The organism is Cellulophaga sp. RHA19, assembly GCF_002813425.1.
GTDB lineage: Bacteria > Bacteroidota > Bacteroidia > Flavobacteriales > Flavobacteriaceae > Cellulophaga.
This window is the reverse complement of record NZ_PHUL01000001.1, coordinates 3611755-3633647: the sequence shown is the minus strand read 5'-3', so window position 1 is coordinate 3633647 and position 21893 is coordinate 3611755. Positions and strand designations below refer to the sequence as shown.

General features: G+C 33.4%; 13 protein-coding genes. 12 read left to right on the top strand and 1 reads right to left on the bottom strand.

Features of this window, described 5'->3' with window-relative positions:
- Positions 1-10: 10 nt before the first annotated feature.
- From AX016_RS15755 to AX016_RS15735, 5 genes are read left to right on the top strand one after another with little or no spacing between them, the layout of a single operon-like run.
- Positions 11-1822: a right-handed parallel beta-helix repeat-containing protein gene (locus tag AX016_RS15755; RefSeq protein WP_100896522.1), complete on the top strand. Its 1812-nt coding sequence runs from the start codon at positions 11-13 to the stop codon at positions 1820-1822.
- Complete coding sequence (locus AX016_RS15750) at positions 1812-4097, top strand: beta-galactosidase (protein ID WP_100896521.1); 2286 nt, start codon at positions 1812-1814, stop codon at positions 4095-4097. Before AX016_RS15755 ends, AX016_RS15750 begins: the two co-directional genes overlap by 11 nt.
- A 41-nt stretch (positions 4098-4138) precedes the next feature.
- Positions 4139-4984, top strand: coding sequence for a sialate O-acetylesterase (locus AX016_RS15745; protein WP_157811144.1), 846 nt, complete (start codon positions 4139-4141; stop codon positions 4982-4984).
- A 13-nt stretch (positions 4985-4997) separates the two neighbouring features.
- Positions 4998-6521, top strand: coding sequence for a sulfatase family protein (locus tag AX016_RS15740; protein WP_100896519.1), 1524 nt, complete (start codon positions 4998-5000; stop codon positions 6519-6521).
- 3 nt (positions 6522-6524) lie between these two features.
- On the top strand, positions 6525-8105 hold the full coding sequence (locus tag AX016_RS15735) for a sulfatase (RefSeq protein ID WP_100896518.1): 1581 nt from the start codon (positions 6525-6527) through the stop codon (positions 8103-8105).
- A gap of 65 nt (positions 8106-8170) precedes the next feature.
- Here the strand turns inward: AX016_RS15735 and AX016_RS15730 are convergent, their stop codons facing one another.
- Positions 8171-8800 (bottom strand): chloramphenicol acetyltransferase, encoded by a 630-nt coding sequence (locus AX016_RS15730; RefSeq protein WP_100896517.1) that lies wholly within the window; start codon positions 8798-8800, stop codon positions 8171-8173.
- A gap of 167 nt (positions 8801-8967) precedes the next feature.
- On the opposite strand from AX016_RS15730, the gene AX016_RS15725 reads away from it, so the two are divergent.
- The 7 genes from AX016_RS15725 (at position 8968) to AX016_RS15695 (ending at position 21892) form a co-directional block, all read left to right on the top strand.
- Complete coding sequence (locus AX016_RS15725; RefSeq protein ID WP_100896516.1) at positions 8968-10896, top strand: FAD-dependent oxidoreductase; 1929 nt, start codon at positions 8968-8970, stop codon at positions 10894-10896.
- Positions 10896-12035: a hypothetical protein gene (locus AX016_RS15720; RefSeq protein WP_100896515.1), complete on the top strand. Its 1140-nt coding sequence runs from the start codon at positions 10896-10898 to the stop codon at positions 12033-12035. Before AX016_RS15725 ends, AX016_RS15720 begins: the two co-directional genes overlap by 1 nt.
- A gap of 9 nt (positions 12036-12044) precedes the next feature.
- A complete protein-coding gene (locus AX016_RS15715) occupies positions 12045-13466 on the top strand; it encodes a carbon starvation CstA family protein (protein WP_100896514.1) in 1422 nt (473 codons plus the stop codon).
- 223 nt (positions 13467-13689) lie between these two features.
- Positions 13690-16788, top strand: a complete 3099-nt coding sequence (locus AX016_RS15710) for a SusC/RagA family TonB-linked outer membrane protein (RefSeq protein ID WP_100896513.1) — start codon at positions 13690-13692, stop codon at positions 16786-16788.
- 19 nt (positions 16789-16807) lie between these two features.
- A complete protein-coding gene (locus tag AX016_RS15705) occupies positions 16808-18613 on the top strand; it encodes a RagB/SusD family nutrient uptake outer membrane protein (RefSeq protein WP_100896512.1) in 1806 nt (601 codons plus the stop codon).
- Positions 18614-18641: 28 nt separating this feature from the next.
- Positions 18642-19106: a DUF5018-related domain-containing protein gene (locus AX016_RS15700; protein ID WP_100896511.1), complete on the top strand. Its 465-nt coding sequence runs from the start codon at positions 18642-18644 to the stop codon at positions 19104-19106.
- Positions 19107-19243: 137 nt separating this feature from the next.
- Entirely contained in the window at positions 19244-21892 is a 2649-nt protein-coding gene (locus AX016_RS15695) for a PQQ-binding-like beta-propeller repeat protein (RefSeq protein ID WP_100896510.1), read from the top strand.
- Position 21893 lies beyond the last annotated feature (1 nt).

Below are 21893 nucleotides of genomic sequence, written 5' to 3'. Positions count from 1 at the left end.
TAAATTGTAGATGAATAAAATATCAAAATTACTACTTGTATTTCTTTTAGCTTTTAGCAACATTTATGCTGTAGAGACTATACATATTAAGTACTCTAACCAAGATATGACTTACACTTTAAGGCAGGCTATAGAGAATGCAAAAGAAAAAGACATTGAGTTGATTTTTGAAAAAGGGGATTATACTTTTTTAACAGATTATGCCGTAGGTAAATACCTTTATGTAACCAATCACGGAAACGGATTTAAAAAAATAATTTTCAATTTTGAAGGCTTTAATTCTGTTGTTATAAACGGCAACAATTCTAAATTTGTATTTCGTGGTCAAACAGCTCCTTTTGTTTTTGAAGGATGCAAAAAAATAGAAGTTAAAAATGTAACATTAGATTGGGACATTCCTTTTAGTTTTCAGGGTGATGTTGTTGCCGTTAATAAAGAGGAACATTGGTACGAGCTTAAGCCATATACTAAAGGTTTTTCTTGGAAACTGGTTAAAGGAAGAATTGAGTTTCCTGGTATTAATAATTTTAATTTCTCATCATTAGGAAGTTCTTTGCCTCACAATAAAAAAACAAAAGCTGTAGCTTACGGAGCTTGGGATTCATCATTAAAATCTAATTTTGTTGAAGAGAAAGCAGACGGAGTGCTTCGTTTTTATCAATATAATTTAAAGAAATTTCCAAGAGTAGGTAGTGTTCTTCAATCTAAAGGGGATAAAAAAAACAACCGTTATGCACCTGCATTTTTAGCTCGTAATTCTAAAGATATTGTTTTTGATAATGTTGTAATTCATCACGCTTTAGGAATGGGTTTTTTGTTTGAGAGATCAGAAAATATCAAAATAATAAACAGTGGTATTTATATAGAAGAAGACTCTGACCGTGTTATGTCTATTGTTGCAGATGCTACTCATTTTGCAAATTGTAAAGGAGATATACTTATTGAAAATTGCCGTTTTGAAGGTATGTATGATGATGGTACAAATGTACACGGAACGTATGTAGAGGTAAATAAAATATTAGATACAAAAACAGTACGTGTAGCATTAAAACACAACCAGCAATACGGATTTAAATTTGCAGGATTAGGAGATGAGATATGGTTTATAAAAGCACCAAGTCCTGCTAGAAAAGAAATAAATACAGTTACTGCAGTTAAGGTAATTAACAACCATTACACAGACCTTACTTTTAAAAATGATATAGCTACAGATCTTAAAATTGGCGATATTTTAGAAAACAAGACCTGGAATCCTAGTTTTACAATGCGTGGTAATACTATACAAGACCATAGAGCAAGAAATATAATTATTAAAACTCCTAAAAAAATAGTAATAGAAAATAACAATTTATCATCTATGATGTCTTCTATTATGCTACGTGGAGAAACTTTTTATTGGTTTGAGTCTGGTAATGTAGAGGACGTAATTATTAGAAATAATCACTTTGTAGACTGTGCTTATGCAGGATCTGAACACGCAATTTTAAAAGTTTCACCAAGATTAGGAAAAACATTTAGTGCCACTAATTTATATGATAGAAACATTGTTTTTGAAAACAATACTATAGAGACGTTTGGTAATCGTATTATTTGGGCAGACCGTGTAGATGGTTTAAAAATATCTAAAAATACCATAAAGCAAACAACTACTTTTAAACCACAATTTCCTAATGCTTATTTGTTTGATCTGATAAACTGTAACAATGTAGAAATTGATAATAATACATACAATGGTACTGTAACTAATGGGATACAGGCAGATAAAACATCACAAAAAACATTAAAAGTAAAGAAAAATAAAGGCTTTAAATATGAAAAATAGAAATAGCATATTAATAGTGTTTTTTTGCTTGTTTTCTTTTTTACTACAAGCGCAAAGCTTAGAAGAGGTTGCAAAAACTAAAATAGCAACCCTTAAAAAGTTGCGTAATAAAGCAAAAAAGAAAGGTATAGATGTTTTAAAAGAAGATACTACCATAAGAACAGCAGAAATATTTTTAAAATATGCCAATTGGGATGAGCAACATATAAAGGCAAATGAAAAAGCATTTTCACTAGTTAAAATTTACGCAGACAAAGCCGAAGAAATGGCAGAAGATTTACCAAATTTTGAGCGTAATGATGTTATTAAAATGCTAGACGAATCTATAAGTTATATAAAGTTACTTTTAGATAAAAAAGTGTTTAGGACTGCTAGCCCAAAAGTAGATTGGTCTAATGTAAAAGTGGGTAAAGATGAATTGCTTTTTAATAATAAACCTATTTTTTTAGCGGACTATACTTGGAAACCAAATACAGCAGAACTAAATGAATACCACGGAAACCAAGACGGTTTTTTTATAACTCCGTCTTATGTAACTAAAGAAGATGGTACAATAAGCTTACCAAAAATGAAAGAGTTGGCTGCTAAACCAACTGGTAGTTTAGGTTTTATATTTTTAAATCATAAAACCACACCTAATTGGGCTAAAACAAAATACGGAGAAGATTTTGTAATGCGTACCAATACATATACGGCATATGATATAGATAACCCAGGGGCTAAAGAAATACAGCAAAAATTATTAAGTGGTATTGTCCCAATTACAGCAGGTAAAAACTACTCTGGTTTAGGGTATATGTTGTGTAATGAACCTCATTTTTTTACCCAAAAAACAGGAGATAAACTAGCTTGGGCTTCGGGACCAGTTTCTTCTTATACAATAGATAAGTTTAGAGTATGGTTGCAAAAAAAACATATTTCTATTGAAAAATTAAACAACTTATGGCAAACTAATTTTAAAGATTTTAATGCTGTTACCATAAAAATACCAATAGATACTAGTTTACGTGGAACACCTATGTGGTATGATTGGTCTTTGTTTAATATGCATAGGGTTACAGAATGGTATACTTTTTTAAAAGAAGAAATTTTAAAGTATGATGTAGCAGCAAAAGTCCATTTAAAAATTATGCCCAATTTATGGACAGATAATAAAAGAGTTCATGGTATAGACTTAGAAGCGTTAACAGATTTAAGCGGAATTATTGGTAACGATTCTGGAGCGGAAAATAATTATATGTGGGGACCAAAAGAAGAATGGGAAGACCATTATGCGCTTAACTGGAGAGAGCTTTGTATGGGGTTTGATTTTATGAAATCTGTGAGTCCGTCTAAACTAAATTTTAATTCAGAATTACATTATTTGTCTACTACAAAGTCAAGAAACTTATACCAGGATCCTAAATATGCTAGAGCTACTTTTTGGTTAGCGCATACCTATGGGATGACGGCTAGTCAAATATGGTATTGGCCTAGAGAAGCAAATGGTGCCATATCAAAAAAAGCAACAAATGACAAAGGCTACGCGGGTAGCAATAATCAACAACCAAGAATAACAAATGAGGTTGCAACTACTTTAATAGATTTAAATGCGTACTCAGATTATATTATGGGCATGCAACGCCAAAGAAAGCCGTTGCGTATTTTTTATTCTAAATCTTCAGCAATAAATAAAGAGCATCATATGGATGATGTTTTTGAGCTTTACGAGTCGCTTCATTTTAATGGTACGCCACTTGGCTTTGCAACAAAAGACATTCTTAAAAAACAAAATGCAGCTAACTGGGATGCAATTTTGGTAAGTAAAACACAATTTATCACTCTAGAAGAGCAAAAAGCATTACAAAACTATTTAGATAATGGTGGTGTTATAATTACAGATAAAGTTAGTTTAAACAAAGATGAGTATGGTAACGCTATTCCTAAATTAAAAAAGAGTAACGGTACTTTAATACTTTGCAATTCTTTAAATGATATTAACTCCTCTGCAATGAATTTTTTAAACAATAAAGATTTGTTGCCAAAAGTATTGGTTACAGAAACTAATAAATTGGGAGTTAAAGGTTGTGTTTGGAAAGTAATAAAGAACAAAAAAGGAGTATATATCCTATCTGTGGTAAACCTAGGTAAAACAGATGCAACTTTAAAAATTGATTTTAAGGGTACTAAAAAAGGCGTTGTTTGTAAAGATTTGTTAAAGGGAATACCAGTTAGTTCTGCTCCTGTTTTAAAGCCTTACGAAGTTTTTTATGTTCAAGTCTCAGAAGTAAAATAAATTATATGTTTAGAGTAAAAAATAATTTTAAGTTGCTAGTAATGTGCATTTTGTGCATTAGTGCCGTATCTGCCCAAAATAAAGTAAATATTGTTTTATTAGCAGGACAATCTAATATGGCAGGTGCTGGTAATTATGATGAATTAAGTCCTAAAATTAAAAAACAAATAGAAGTTGCATCTAATACGGTACGCTTAAGTTTTAATGGTGAGGAGGCAAAACCACTATCTTATTACAATAATACACCTAGTGAAAAATATAATTTTAAAAACCGATTTGGACCAGAGTTACTACTAGGAGTAACCTTAGCAGAAAAGTATCCAGATCAAGAATTTTTATTAGTAAAAAGGTCTATGGGCGGCACTGCACTGTATGGTGCTTGGAGTCCTAACTGGACCCTGCAAAAATCTGAAGCTGTAGAAAAAGGAGAAAAGAAGCATCATCTAAAATTATACAGTGCCCATATACAAGATATTAAAGAAAACATTAGTCTACTTAAAAATGAAGGTAAAGCATACAAGATCCTAGGTTTGTGTTGGATGCAAGGTGAGAATGATGCTGCTAAAGAGGTTGCTGCAAGAAGTTATAAAGCAAACTTAAAAGAGTTACACAATGCTTATAAAAAAGATTTAAACGTAGAAAAATTGCCATTTGTTATAGGACAAATTAACTCTACCTATGGAAGATTTAAAGAAGGTCCAGAAATGGTTAGACAAGCAATGATAGATTTTTGTAAAGAAAATAATAATGCTGTTCTTTTAAAAACAACCACAAACAGAAAATGGAAAGACTACCCTAAACACGCAGATAATGTACATTATAACACAGAAGGGCAAAAACGTTTAGGCATTGCTTTTGGCAAAAAAATTATAAAATTAAATAAATAAGAAAATAGAAAAAATGAAAAAAATAATTTTATCACTTTATTTATTAGGGTTTATATGTTTATTTGGATGCAAATCTAAAGAGCAGATTGCTGTAAAAAAACCAAATATACTTTGGATAGTTGCAGAAGACTTGTCTCCATTTATGGGGTGTTATGGCGATTCTATTAATGTTGGACATACACCTGTAATAGATAAATTTGCAAAAGACGGAGTATTATTTACTCGTGCATATGCCACAGCTCCAGTATGTTCTGCAAGTAGATCTGCCTTAATTACTGGTGTTATGCAAACAACTACAGGAACACATAACCATAGATCTAGCAGAACTACCGATGGAGAAGTTGTGCCAGAAGAACTTAGAATTAATTTACCAGAAGGAATGAAGACTATTCCGGAGTTAATGAAAGATGCTGGATATTTTGTTTTTAATTCTGGTAAAGACGATTATAATTTTCATTACAATCGTAAAGCCTTGTATGCAGTAGGTAATGAAAAGGATTATAAACCAGGAATGAACGGCTGGCAAGGAAACAAAGCAGTTAATTATATGTCTGTTACCGATGGAGTTTGGAGTGCAAGAAAAGATAAAAACCAACCATGGTTTGGACAGGTACAAATAATGGGAGGAAAAAAAGATGCTAAATATGTGCGCGATGGTGAAAAGCTGGCAGATAATGATGTACCTCTACCGCCTTATTTTCCAGATATTCTATCGCAGAGAAAAGCTTGGACAGAACATTATAATGCCAATAGGGGATCTGATGTTACTGTAGAAAAGATTTTAAAACAGTTGGAAAAAGATGGAGAATTAGAGAATACAATTATATTTTTCTTTTCCGATCACGGAAGTAATTCTTCTTTACGTCATAAACAATTTTGTTACGAAGGAGGAATGCTAGTACCATTAATGATTAAAGGTAATCATCCTGCAATACATGCTGGTACAGTTAGTAATGATTTAGTTTCACTTTTAGATGTATCTGCAACTACCCTTGCTATGGGAGGAGTTTCTTTGCCAAAATATTTAGATGGGCAAGATTTATTAGCAAAAGATTACAGTGCCCCAGAATATGTTATTGGAGCAAGAGATAGATGTGATTATACTATAGATAGGATAAGAACCGTAGTATCTAAAGACTTTAGATATATTCGTAATTATTTCCCAGAAAGACCAATGTTACAAGCGGGTTATAGAGATAATAAACCAATAGTAAAAGATTTTAAAAAATTACATAAAGAAGGTAAATTAACCCCATATCAAGAAGAACATTGGTTTGGTATACGCCCAAAGGAAGAGTTGTATAATTTAAAACAGGATCCGCACCAGATGAATAATTTAGCTGAAAAATTAGAATACGCAGCTGTTCTTGCAGAACACAGAACTGAATTAGAAAATTGGATACAAAATACAGACGATAAAGGGCAATACCCAGAAGATGTTAAACAGTTAAAAGCAACCTATGATTTATGGAAGGATAGACCAAGGTTTAAAGATGCTAAAGTAAATCCTGAATACGATCAATTTAAATTAAAATAATATATGATAGAGATACATTTAAAAAAAAATGTTTTTAGACATCCCATTGTAGCCTGCTTTTTTATTGCTTTTTTAGCTTTTTCTTGTAAAGAAAAACCAGAAACTAAAGGCAAAGAGGTAGCACAACAAACAGAAAGTAAAAAGCCAAATATTGTTTTTATTTTGGTTGATGATCTAGGGTATGCAGATGTTGGTTTTAACGGGTCTAACTATTATGAAACTCCAAATTTAGATGCCTTGGCAAAAGAAAGTTTGGTGTTAGATAATGCCTATATGTACCCAACGTGCTCACCATCTAGAACTGCAATTTTTACAGGTAAACAGTCTTTTAGAACTGGTGTTTACACTGTACCAGTTTTAGAAAAAGGTACTGCAGAAGAAAATATTTTTTCTAGGTGGACAGTTGGTAAGGAGCATACCATTTTTGCAGAACCATTAGCAGATGCTGGTTACAAGGCAATACACATTGGTAAATGGCATATTGTTGGTCCTTATCCAGAAAAGGAAAGAGCAATGACGTTTCCTATACAACAGAAACTTACTCAACCAGATCCGGGAGATTATAGTTGGGTGGCAAAACATAAAACACCAGAAATACAGCAGTATTACCCAGAAGGTCGTGGTTTTATAAAAAATGTAGCGGGTACTTACCGTGGAGATCCTGCCTTGGAACCTGGCGGATATAAAAGCGTAGGTGGTGGTTATATAGCCCCATTTAGCAATCCGTTTATAGAACAAAAGCCAACAGATGAATGGCTTACAGACAGGTTAACAGATGAAGCTATTGAGTTTATTGGAGATCATAAAAATGAGCCTTTCTTTATAAATTTAGATTATTATGCAGTGCACGCACCTGTTAGAAAACGTAATGAAGAGTTGTATCAAAAATACTTAAATAAAGAGGTAGATTCTGTTACAGGGCAAGGTATTGCAGCTAAAGTAAAAAGAAAAGAACATTATGCTGGTTATGCATCTATGGTAGAATCTGTAGACGATAACGTTGCCAGAATTGTAAAGTACTTGGATGATAATGGCCTTAGAGAAAATACAATGATAATTCTAACATCAGATAACGGGTATAATGGCGGACAAAGTAAAAACGATTTACTACGTGGTGCTAAAGGTTATATTTATGAAGGCGGAATAAAAGTACCTGCTTTAGTAAACTGGCCAGGTAAAGTACAGGCAAGAAGAAGTAAAGAAGCCATAACTGCGTTAGATTTTTTTCCTACGTTTTTAGATGTCGCTGGTATAAAAAATTATAGCGGTGAGTTAGATGGTAATTCTATTACTCCAATTTTTACTAAAGATGATGAGCAATTTACAAATCGTCCTTTATTTTGGCATTTGGCTAGCCAATGGAAACACGGTACTTGTTCTGTAATCAGAAAAAACAACTACAAGTTAATTCAGTTTTTAGCAGATGGTAAGTTAGAGTTGTACAACTTAAATGATGACCCGTCTGAGTCTACTAACTTAGTAGATTCTAATAAAGATACTGCCAATACAATGTTAGCAGAATTGGTACAATGGCGTAAACAAAATAAGGTGCCATTACCTCCAAATTCGGTTTTAGAGTTTTAAAATATTTTACATACAAATAAGTAATACATCCTTGTTAGCGCAGTAAAATGTGATAACAAGGATTTTTATTTGTTTAATAAAGCCTGAAACTTATCTACAAAAAGACCAACGTGGTAGCCATCTACTAGGCCATGATGCGCGTGTATAGAGACAGACATTGTTTTTGTATTGTCTGTAGTTATTATTTTTCCAAAAGATATTTTAGGGCAACTGTCTGGATATTTGTAGTTTCTTGCATGAGACATACTGCTAAAGTTTAACCAAGGTAAAGCAGAAAAATGTATTACGTTAATTTTGTCATCTTCACCAGGAAATAAGCTTGTAGATTCTTGTACCTTCTTTATCACTTTTAAAGCGTTATTTCTAAAAGTAATTTCATTTTCATTATAATTTACAAAAGAAAAACCAAAAGTATTGTCTGGTCTACTTATGGTTGGTGATGCGTTTATAGTATCAAATAAATACACCTTATCATCTATAATTCTATATTTAAAATTTTCAATTTGGTTTGCAGCTTCTAATGCACGGTATAAATAATAAAGAAAAAAAGACGTGTTTTGTTCTTTTGCTTTTTTGTATGCTACAGTACAATCTATGGTAACAGTAATGCCAAAAAAAGGCTCATCAAACTTAGAAAAAAAATTATAATGATCTTTTCTATTCCACTCATTAATGGCAACCAATGTCTTTGTCATACTAAAAAATTTAGGTAAAAATAATAAAGATAAATGGTAATTAGCGCTTGTATATTAACAATTGGTACGCATAACTACATTATAATTACGCACCAAAACATTTCTTTTTATAAGAACTAGTAATTTGTTCCTGTAAATAATACAGACCAACATTTTAGCATTATATAATGGAAAGAAGAAAGTTTTTTAAAACAAGTACAAAAGGAGTATTAGCAGCTAGTATGTTACCAATAGTAGGAGAACTAACAGCGCAAACATCAAACACAGAAGATGTAGCTGCTCCTAATTGGAATACAGATGCAAACGGACAACAATTTCATTTAAATAGAAAAAAAACAATTACAGCAGATGTGGTTATAGTAGGTGCAGGTATGGCAGGTATTTGTGCAGCAGTATCTTCTGCTAGAATGGGTAATAAAACAGTTTTAATACAAGACAGGCCAGTACTTGGTGGTAATGCTTCTAGTGAAATTAGAGTAACTGTAAACGGTGTACAGAGCTTAAAAAATAAACATATTGTAGAAAGAGAAACGGGTGTTTTAGAAGAAATGCTTATTGAAAACTGGTACTTTAACGAACAAGAATCTTACCCTGTTTGGGATCATGTACTTTATGACTTTGTTAAAAGAGAAAAGAATTTAGAGTTGTTTTTAAATACACAAGCTTATGATGTAGTTAAAGATGGCGATAAAATAAAATCTGTTTTTGCTAGACAAACCACAACAGAAATGGCATATACATTTAATGCAGATGTATTTATAGATTCTTCTGGTGATGGTTTAATGGCTGCTATGGCAGGTGCAGAGTACAGAATTGGTAGAGAAGGCAAAGAGGAATTTGGAGAATCTTTTGCCCCAGATGTGCCAGATAATTGGGTAATGGGAGATTGTATTATGATGGTGACTAAGGATATGGGTAGACCTATAAAATTTAATCCGCCAGCATATGCAATTCCTTTTGATGCCGAGACTGCTTTTAAAGACAAGCACCGTAAAATTAAACAAGTTAAAGAAGGCTTTTGGTGGGTAGAAATTGGTAGTAATAATGATATTATTGGAGAAAGAGAAGAAATAAAACACAAACTGCTAGCACGTTTTTATGGTGTTTGGGATCATATAAAAAATTCGGGTAATTTTCCTGAAGCAGAAAATATAGCTTTAGATTGGATAGGTTCTGTGCCAGGGCGTAGAGAATCTCGCAGGTTTATGGGAGATTATATTTTAACGCAACCAGATATGGAAGAATACCGCCACTTTAATGATACTGTTGCCTATGGTGGCTGGTCTTTAGATGAGCATTGCCCTGGAGGAATAGAGAATTTAACCGAGCCAGCTAGTTATTTTCATTCTAGGTTTAAGCAAGTTTATGAGATTCCTTTTCGTTGTTTATACTCTAAAAATGTGAGTAATTTAATGATGGCTGGTCGTAATGTAAGTGTATCACATATGGCGTTATCATCATCACGTATTATTGCTACTTGTGCATTAATGGGGCAAGCAGTAGGTACGGCCTCTGCATTGTGTGTACAACATAAAGTTACACCTAGAGAAATAGGTAAAAAGTACATAAACGACTTGCAAGAACAGTTGTTAAGAGACGACTCTTACCTGCCAAATAGACCAGCAAATGATAAAAACGATAAGGCTAAACTGGCAAGTGCAATTTTTGGTTCTTCTACAATTTCTGGTGATGTAAAAAACTTAGTAGATGGTGTTGGTAGAGATGAGGTAGAAAAAATACACCATTGGCAAGCAGACGGTTTACAAGCAGAATTGCAGTTAGAGTGGAAAAAGAATATAGAATTGTCTAGCGTAGAGTTTAAGTTTGATACCAATTTGCAACGTAAAATGATGATGCACAAAAATCCGGCAAAGAATAAAGGTCAGGTTATTGGTGTACCACCAGAATTGGTAAAATCTTTTAAAATTGAAGCAAGAGAAAAAGGGAGTTGGAAAACCATAGCAGAAGTTAATGACAACAGAACACGCTTGGTAAAAGTTAACTTTAGTACATTAAAAACCAATGCAATACGTGTTACTTTTAATGATACGTATGGTGATCCTAATATTAAACTTTTTGAAGTTCGTTGTTATTAATGTTTATAAGATATACCTACATAATTACAGTTGTTTTTTTAGCACTTTTATTTACTGATAAAAGTGCTAAAAGGCACTTAGTACAGTCTAAAAACGAAATAAAACACCATATAAAAGTTCACCACCCTGGTAAAGGACAAAATAATATTGAAGATGCAGTGCTTGTAGAAGTAAAAGGCAAAAATAACTTAGCAGTATCTTATTATATGGATGTAGAATCTGTAATTTGTTATGAGAATCTGTGTAAAATTGTTCCTGTGCGTATTATTTGGAACACCATTGGCGAGTATCAAAAATATGAATTAGCAAAAGGTGTAGCCTTAGAAAAGTATGAAGGAGAGCCATACACAGAAGAGGATTATATTAAAACGCAAAAAATACTTTTAGATATTGACTCTCCTTTTAAGAGTATTAGAATTGATGAAATTTTAACCACTGTAAAATCTCATGATATTGTAGATGCTGTTGCTGGTGAAACTTTGTTAGAGCTAAATAAAGAAGACACGGTAGATGGTGCTTCTTTAACGTGTTATACGCTTTGGCATTGGGCACATGGCGCAGTAGTAGAAAAAATAAAAGAGGTAACAGCTTCTAATTTTTCAAGCAAGGAATATGTTGCTTATTTAAATAGTGGTAACCTTCAAAAACAATTGTTTGCTATAACTCAGCTAGAGAATCAGAAAATCTATACTAAAAGCATAGTAGAAGCTGTAAAAAAACAAACATTAGTTAATGATCAGTTAATTCGTTCTTCTGTTCAATATCTAGAAAAAAACAATTCTTCAGTATACTTATCTACATTAAAAACATTTATAACAAAAGGCAACTCTAAGCTTAAAATTGCAGTGCTAAACTCTATATTGCATTCTAATTTAGAGTTAAGTAGCACATATTTAGCAGATGTAAGCTTAATTTTATCATCAAAGGTAACGTACCAAGAAATGTCTTTATTTTTACGTTTATTGCAAAAAAACAATGCTGCTGTAAGTAAGCAAGTCTTAAACAAATTAATGCCATTATTGCAAAAAGATATTCTAATATCTAGAAATGTTTATTGGTTTTTACAAGATAAGAACTTAACTGCATCACAAAAAAATATACTTGCCAGCTTTGCCAAAAAACATAAAAATCAACTTTAAAAAACCAGTATGATCTCTTTTGTAATTTGTGTAGTAATTCTAGTACTTGGTTATTTTATATATGGTAGCTATGTAGAAAAACAATTTGGCATAGATGTAAACCGTAAAACGCCAGCAATAACAAAAGAAGATGGTGTAGATTTTGTACCGCTAAAACTAGGTAAAATATTTTTAATTCAGTTTTTAAATATAGCAGGTTTAGGACCTATTTTTGGTGCTATATCTGGTGCACTTTGGGGACCAGTAGCTTTTTTGTGGATTACCTTTGGGTGTATTTTTGGAGGCGTAGTACATGATTACTTTTCCGGAATGTTGTCTATACGTCATGGCGGACAAAGTATACCAGAAATAGTAGGCAAGTATTTGGGCAATGGCGTTAAACATTTTATGAGAATTTTTGCCGTGGTACTGCTAGTTTTAGTAGGTGTTGTTTTTGTAAAAGGACCAGCAAGTATATTGCAAGAGCTTACAGGTATTAGCGCATCTACAATGGTTATAATTATATTTTTATACTACATTTTAGCAACTATGATACCTATAGACAAGCTTATTGGTAAAGTATACCCATTGTTTGGATTATCTTTATTGCTTATGGCTTTTGGTTTATTTGGAGCATTAATTTTTCAAGATTTTACTATTCCAGAAATTAGTTTTGCCACTTTACAAAATATGCACTCAGATCCAGATATATTTCCTGTATTTCCGTTAGTGTTTGTTACTATTGCGTGCGGAGCAATATCTGGTTTTCATGCAACACAATCGCCTTTAATGGCACGTTGTATTTCTAATGAAGTAGATGGAAAAAAGGTATTTGCTGGTGCAATGGTTACAGAGGGTATTATAGCCTTAATTTGGGCAGCAGTGGCAATGTCCTTTTTTGGTGGTGTTAGCCAGTTGGGAGAGACAATGACACAAGATGGCCATAATGCTGCTTGGGTGGTAAATATAATATGCAATACTATGCTGGGTAAAGTAGGTGGTATTTTAGCTGTATTTGGAGTAGTAGCAGCACCAATTACATCTGGTGATACAGCCTTTAGAAGTGCACGCTTAACAATTGCAGATTCATTTAAAATAAATCAATCTAAACTGTCTAAAAGATTGTTAGTTACCATTCCGCTTTTTGTTATTGCTGTGGTACTTACTAAGGTAGATTTTGCTATTATTTGGCGTTATTTTGGTTGGTCTAATCAGGTAATGGCAACTATAGTTTTATGGGCAGCAGCAGTATATATGAAAAATAAGGGTAAAAAAACGTGGTTTATAATTTTACCTGCCGCATTTATGTCTGCCGTAGTAACTACATACATATTGGTAGCACCAGAAGGTTTTATGTTAAACTACATCTTGTCATATAGTATAGGTATACTGGTATCTATAGGAGTAACCGTTTTATTTTATACCAAAAAAACAATAATACGCAGTACATAGTACTCTTTTTATACTCACTTTCTTATAGCTAATAATACCGTATTTATAATTAGATTTTTGTTTTAATTGTCTAGTAAACAGTCTTTTGTACTAATACGCACATATTATTTACCATTGAATACAAAAAAAAATAGAAAGTCAATACCTTCGATATTAGAAATAACATCAAATTAACAATACGTGTTAATAGATGTTTAATTTTTAAAACAACTAAAACTTAAAAATGAAAAAAAACAAACTCAAAAACGCTACAAAGTGGAAGCTGCCACTTTATGTGTTGCTGTTGTTGGTTGGTATTAGTGCTTATGGGCAAAAAACTACCATAACAGGTGTTATTAGTTCTACAGATGATGGTATGCCATTGTTAGGGGCTAATGTGTTAGTAAAGGGTACAACCATAGGTGTTGTATCAGATTTTGATGGTAACTATAGTATTAGCGCGCCTAGTGACGCTACTACTTTAGTATTCTCTTATATTGGTTTTAAAACTAAGGAGGTTGCAATTAACGGGCAAACAGCTATAAATGTGTCATTAGAATTAGATGCTGCTCAGTTAGATGAGGTTGTAATTATTGGTTACGGTACATCTACCAAAAGAAAAATGGTAGGCGCTGTATCTACCTTAGATACAGAAAAGTTAGAGCAAACTCCGTATATGAATGTTGGTGAGGCATTGCAAGGGCAAGTTGCAGGTCTTATTGTACAAAATAATGGAGGTGGCCCAGGAGCTTCACCGTCTGTATCTATTCGTGGTGGTGGCAGTCCACTATACGTAATAGATGGTGTTATTTTAGGAGAACAAGATTTTAACGCCATTAACTCAAACGATATAGAATCTATTAGTTTCTTAAAAGATGCTTCTGCAACTGCCGTTTACGGTTCTAGAGCAGGTAATGGTATTGTGCTGGTTACAACAAAAAGAGGTAAGGATGGTAAAATGAATATCAACTACTCATACAACTACCAAATTAGTGAACCTACAATTTTACCAGAGCAAATGAACTCTTACCAGTACGCACAAGTGCAAAATAGAGCAAGTGCTTATGAAGGTTTACCGGTACCATATTCTGATGCACAATTAGAAACAATACGTACGCATGCAGATTTAGATACTTACCCAGATAATAATTGGTTAGACTTAACATTAAAGAATTTTGCACCAGAGCAACGCCATAATTTATCTTTAAATGGAGGTAATGAAAAGGCAAACTATTTTGTTTCTTTAGGATATGTAGACCAAGGAGGAATTTTAAAAGAAGATGTTGTAAACTACGAGCGTTTTAATATTAGAAGTAACCTAACCTCTAATTTTGAAAAGCTAGGTTTAGAAGTAGGCTTAAATGTAAATGCAAGTTTAGAAAAATACCAAGAGCCTTACCCAGGAATGTTTAGTATTTGGCGCGCTGTAAACCAAAATACAAGTGCATTGTACAGAGGTTATAATTTAGACGGTACACTTGCAGGTGGTGGTAACGGAGACAACCCATTGGCATTAATAGATCCGGATGCAGGTTATAATAGAACAAGAGATAAATTTATAAACACACAGTTAAGTCTTAAGTGGCAAGTACCTGGTGTAGAAGGTTTAAAACTTGGAGCAATGGCCAACTACAGAGATGGTGATGGTTGGGGTAAATTATGGGAGTACAATGTACCGCTTTATATGCAAGACGGTTCTATAGCACCACAAAAAGCACCAGCATTAAGTCAATCTTCATATTACAACACCAGTACTTATTTAGAAACAAGCATATCTTACGGTCGTACTTTTGGCGTACACGGTATAGATGCAACTTTTGTATACAACAGAGCTAGTAATTTTGCAGCAAACTTAGCAGCATCCCGTAGAGATTATATTTCTGGAGCAGTAGACCAATTATTTGCAGGGCCAGCAATTGGTAAAGATAATGATGGTAGTGAAAGAGAAGGTGCCAATGCAGGTTATGTTTTTAGATTAAAGTACGATTATGATTATAAGTACATTTTAGAATTAAGTGGTCGTTATGATGGTAACGATAATTTTTCAGAAAAGAAACGTTGGGGATTTTTTCCGGCATTTTCATTTGCGTGGAATGTTACAGAGGAAGATTTTATGCAATCACTTAAAGAAAAAAACATAATAAATTCTTTAAAACTAAGATCATCTTACGGTAAAACAGGGGTAACACAAGGTGTAAATAGGTTTGGTTATATTCCTGTTTATAATTTAGAAGCTAGTGCTTATACTATTGGTGATGCTCTAGTAAATGGTTATTCTGAAGGTAACTTGGTAAAACCAGACGAGCTTACTTGGTATACAAGAGAATCTTTTAACTATGGTTTAGATTTTTCATCAATGGGTGATAAGTTAAGCGGTACTATAGAATATTTTAATTACAAAACTACTGGCTTTTTAGTAAGTCCAAAAAATGTGTATTCTCAGCCATTAGGTAAAGATTTACCACAGGTAAGGTCTAACTCTGCACAGCGTAGAGCAGGTTTTGAGCTTGGTTTAAGGTACAAAGGTGGTAAAGGAACAGATTTTCAGTATGAAGTTGGTGCCAATTACTCGTATTTTGATCAGTTATGGGAACAGTTAGATACAGAAGACCAGGCTACTTTATACAACCCTTACACAAGACAAACACACCGTACAGATTACTGGCAAGGTGGTGCAGTTTACCAAACAGATGGTTTATACCAAGGTGGTCAAGACCTTATAAATAATCCTAGGTTATTGGGTTCTACACAAACACAAGGCGGAGATATACGTTATGTAGACTCTAACGGAGATGGTAAAGTAGATGAGCAAGATAAAAGGTTGCTAGGTAAATCTTCTATACCACACGGAACTTACGGTATAGATTTTAAACTTAAATACAAAGGTTGGTCTATGTCTGGTTTGTTCCAAGGAACAGGAGATAGGTACATTGGTTTTGATCGTTTTATAGCAGCAGAGGCCAAAAGGTTAACGTATGTGTACCAGTTAGATTATTGGACGCCAGATAACCCAAATGCATTGTATCCTAGACCAACAACTAGTGTTGGTGTTAATGGTGGTAATAATGATATTATTAGTAACCCATCAGACTATTTCTTAAAAAATGCAAAATACTTTAGACTTAAAAACCTTCAGCTTGGGTACGATTTTAAAAAGACATTGTTAGCAGATGCAAAAGGCTTATCAACATTTAGAATGTTTATTAACGGAACCAATTTGTTTACTGTATCTCCAGTAAAAGATTTTTTTGATCCAGAACAAGTACAAGGCAATGCAGGTATTGTAGGTTACGGTTACCCAGTACAACGTACATACTCATTGGGTTTAACTGTTGGATTTTAATAACGTAAAAAAGTAAGCAATGAAGAAAATATCAACATATATAATAATAGCTATACTAGGTTTTACTAATTTTTCATGTGATGATGATCTTTTAGAAACTAAACCGCTAGATAAGTATACAGAACTAGATGTTTGGAGCGATTATAACTTAGCGCAAGGCTTTGTTTATAATACCTACGCATCTGTAATACCAGAACTAATGGTAAATCCATTAGATCCAGACCCAAAAGGTGGAGGCGCTGGTGTAGACGATTTTACAGACAATATGGTTTTAGTTAAAAACAACAAAATAGCATTAGATCTTATAGATCAGTTTTATGATGCTGGTTGGGCAAAAAATAACTCGTATTACTTTTATGGTAATGCACCACTGGGTAAAAAAGCACCTATAAAACAAAATTCTTTTGAGGTTATTAGAGACTGTAATTTAATTATAGAAAAAGTAGCAGCATCAGAAGGAATACAAGAATCTGCTAAACCAGGTTTAATTGCACAAGGTAAAATGCTACGTGCTTTAATGTACTTTTCTAAAGCAAGGTTATTTGGTAAGTATGTTATTGTAGATAAGGTGTTAACAGAAGAAGACAATTTAAAGTTACCACGTTCTAAAACCATTAAAGAAACGTATGATTTTATTATAAAAGATTTGCAAGAGGCAGCGGAAGATTTGCCATTGGCTAATAATGCAGAACCAGGTAGCTTAACTAAAGGTGCTGCATATGCATATTTAGCAGAAGTAGCTTTGCACGGTGCAGCGTATGTAGAAACTGGTAAAGACGATTATTACAAAATAGCTAAAAAAGCTAGTGAAGATTTACTTGGTTTAGGCTATGCTTTAGATGATGATTATGGGGCTATTTTTAATAGTTATGATACTGGCTTAAATTCATCTGGTATTATTTTAGGACTGTATTCTAATATAGATGCTACTTTGTGTGTATTAACACCTATGCAACGTACAATGCCTAATATGGAGGTTGCAAAAACAACAGGCACACCACAGTTAAAAGAATCGTTTTTAGGGTGGACAACCTGTATGCCTTCTGCAGATTTAGTAGATGATTATTTGGTTGCAGATACAGATGGTGTTGCCAAAAAGTGGGACCAAACTAGTTACTATCAAGACTATTTAAATACTGGCGGTTTTTTGTCAGAAGCTATTTATAATGAACACAGAGATGCACGTTTTTATGCATCAATAGTGCAAGATTCTTCTAAATTCTTTTCTAACACAGTAACTACTAGAGTAGGTGGTAATATGCATTACGCTCAAAGTACAAAAGGTACAGAGGCATCTACAATTTCTGGTTATTTTTTACGCAAAGGTATTTATGAAGATATTGAAGGGTATAAAGCCGTTGTTTTTACAAATCACCACCAAGTAGCAATGCGTTTGGGTAGAGCTTATTTAAACTATGCTGAGGTTTTATTACGCTTAAATGATGTATCTACTGCGGTAGAGTATATAAACAAAACAAGAACTGTACACGGTAAATTACCTGCACTATCTACTGGTATTACAAGCACGCAAGCTTGGGATATGTATAAGATAGAACGTAGAGTAGAATTGTTTTTTGAAAATGATAGATATTGGTCTCTTTTACGTTGGGGTAAAGAAGATGGTGGTGGTGTAATATCAGAATTAAATGATAAGCAATACACTTATTTTGAAATTTCTGAAGACGGAAAATCTTTTGAGAGAAAACCAGTAATACTAAAAGTAGGAAACCAAAAGAAAAGATTTAGTCCTAAGCGTTACTTGTTTCCAGTACCGCAAAACGAAAGAATTTTAAACGATTTACTAGACCAGAATCCGGGTTGGTAATCTACTAACATATTAAAGTATATTTCTTATGAAAAAAATTATAACACATATATTGGTACTGTTACTTTGTATACTAAGTACTTCTTGTTTAAAATCTGGTTTAGATGATTTGCCTGCCTTTAGTGATGCAGAAATTACAAGTTTTAAGTTTGAGTATAGGTGGATTGATGACACTACAGACAATAACAAACTACAGGTAATACAACTACCTACAGAAACAATGATTAATACAGAAGACGCTATAATTAACTGTATTATAACTGTGCCAGCTGCCAATGCAGATTTTTCTGCGGCAGTTAGGGATAATGTTACATTAAGCACAATTGTAGGGTATACAGATATTTCTACGGCGGCTACCATAGCACCGGTAGGTAGTGCACCAACACTTGGTAAGGTGGCAGACTTTAGTGCAGATACAATGCAGTATAAAGTTACAGCCGCAGATGACTCTAGTAAAGTTTGGACCTTAGTAATTTCTGAATTTATAAAGTAAAAATTAGAATGTATTATGTTTAGAAATAGGAGCTAAACGTATGTTTGTTATCTTGTATTAAGAGTAATGATGTTCTTAAATAGTACTACTTTTTAAGAAAAAATCATTGCTCTTTTTTTTAACCAAAACTATTAAAAATGAAAAACCAACTTATATATATACTAGCATTTATGTTAATGCTAGGTAGTGTTTACGCACAAAACTTTATAACAGAAGGCAACGGCATACGTAACGCTATTGTAGCTAACGTAAATAAAGACCAAATTTTATATGTGTCAGAGTTAGATGGTGCCGTAGCTGCATACACACTCTCTGGAAAAAAATTATGGAGTCAACCAACTAAAAACCCTGCTGTGTTATTTAAAATAGTAGCTGCAGATATTACAAATAATGGTAAAGATGAGCTTATAGCGGCAAGTGCAAACGGCTCTATTTACTGCTACAACAGTACAGGAAAAGTTCTTTGGACGTTTACTCCAAAGGATAAAGTTAGGTTTAGTGAGGTTGCTGTTGTAAACAACGGAAAACCACAAATATTTGCAGGTGGTAATAACTATAAATTGTATGAGCTAAATGCTAAAGGCAGTTTAGTTTCTACCACAAAAATAGATGGCGTAGTACGTAAACTAATGTCTGGTAATTTTATAGAAAAAGACAAGCAGAGTCTTTTTGTAATGACCTATGTGCACGATAAATTTAGATGGGACTTTTTTGGTTTTTTAAATCCAGATACTAAAGAGGTTGTTAGGCGCTTAGACTATAAAAACAAAAAGCATAAACTATTAAGTAAATCTATGCTTACAGATTTTGTTGTAGCAGATATTAATAATGATGCTTTAGACGATCTTTTAATTTTTGGAGATACTTCTTTTAAACCATTCTTTACTGCATTAGACGCTAACTTTAATCAGTTAATAGAATATAGTAGTGGTGGTAAAAAAGGAACACAGAGGTATGCACACAGCAAAGGAGCATATTTGACAAAAAACAAACAAATAATGTTTCAGCATGGGAGCATAATTTATGTGTTAGATACCAAAGGTAAGGTGGTTGCTACAGCAGGCGAAAAATACAAAGGCAAAGTGTATAGTGATATTACGTACATACCAAGTAAAAACAATTTATTTGCGGCAGGTGAGGTAGATGGCGGTAATGCAGTATATACTTTTAATGTTGCTAAAAATAACTGGTGGAACACAACCCAAAAAAAACAAGGTAGAATGTTGGAGGTTGAAGAAAATTTAGCCAAACTATACCAACAAACATTAAATTTTAAGCTACCAGCATACCAACAAAAATCTGATAAAGATTGGGTAATGATTACCTCTAAAAAAATAGATGATGAGGTTGCAAACTTAAACGGAAACAACGTAACGTTTGTAATACAAAGATCACCAAAAGAAAGCACAGAGCGTTCTGGTATGGTTAAAATTATAGGCAAAGAAGCACTTAAAAAAGACAAGCGTGGTAAATACCAAGACTCTAGAGAAGACATTGTACAAATGGCAAGAGATTTTGAGGCTAAAGGACAACCATTTACTTTTTGGGCAGGCCACGGTAACGATCCTTTTTACATACAAATAGAAACCTTAGAGAAAATATTAGAAGTAGCACCAACCACCTGTTATGGCTTTGTGTACGCAGAAATGGCTAATGTAGAAGACCCAAGAGTACAGTATTTTGTAAGAGAGTATATGCCTAGATTGGCAAAAGCAATCAGAAAAAATAATAGAGCCAAATTGTATTTTAGGTACAAAAATATGTTTTGGGCAGCAACGTCTCACTTACCTTTATGGAAAGAGATGTTCTTTTCTAAAAAGTATAACGATATTTTAGTACCAGCCTCCGAGGATACAAGCAACAGAACTCAAGACCTTAATTTAGCAGGCCGTGTAGGTATGCAGTCTAGCGGTTATGTAAACGATTTTGCAATGCGTTTAATAGACGACAACCCAACAAGTTGGCGACCACTTTCTCCAGGTGGGCAGCGCTCTATATCTCCTTATTTAAGACAAGGTACTTTAATGGCAGCCTATGGCGCAAGGTATGGTGTAGTGGCAAACAACCCATTTACAGAAGAACCAGGCTTAAATATTTTATTTGCGTTAATGAAATCTGGCGTGTTGCCTGTAGTAGCACCAAAAGACATGCAGTCTATTAGTGCATGGCATTTAATACAAAACGTAGATGAAAAACTAATACACACCGTAGATACACACCATGATTTAAAACAATACAGCACAACAGATGATGCTGCCGTATTTTCTTATGCACAAATGCATTGGGCAGGCGTAAACATACCAGAGCACGATTTTTCTAACGCTGCATTGGGTGTAAAATATAGGTGGTTAAACTATATGCCAGTACTACCAAACGGTATGGTACCTGTGGCACCTTTAGAGGCAAAAACACTAATTGAAAAACAAGGAAAACCTTATTTTGTATCTACAGCCAAAGTAGGTATTAAAAACGGAGCCAAAGTACCCGCAAAAGAGTTTGGTGCAGTTATAAAAGCAAAAGTAGCAGAAGGAGCAAAGCAGTTGCCAATTGTAGTCTCTGGAGCATCATGGAGCGCTATACAATTAGATGAAAACCACACACGCTTAATTTTAATAGACCCAAACTATATAAACCCACAAAACACAAAAGTTACCGTAACCTTTACTCACAAAACACCCAAACAAATAGTAGATATTTTATCTAAAGAAGAGTTAACAGCAACCAACAATAAAATAGAAATAACAGTACCAGCAGGAGCTATGCGTTTTATAGACGTAGCGTATTAAG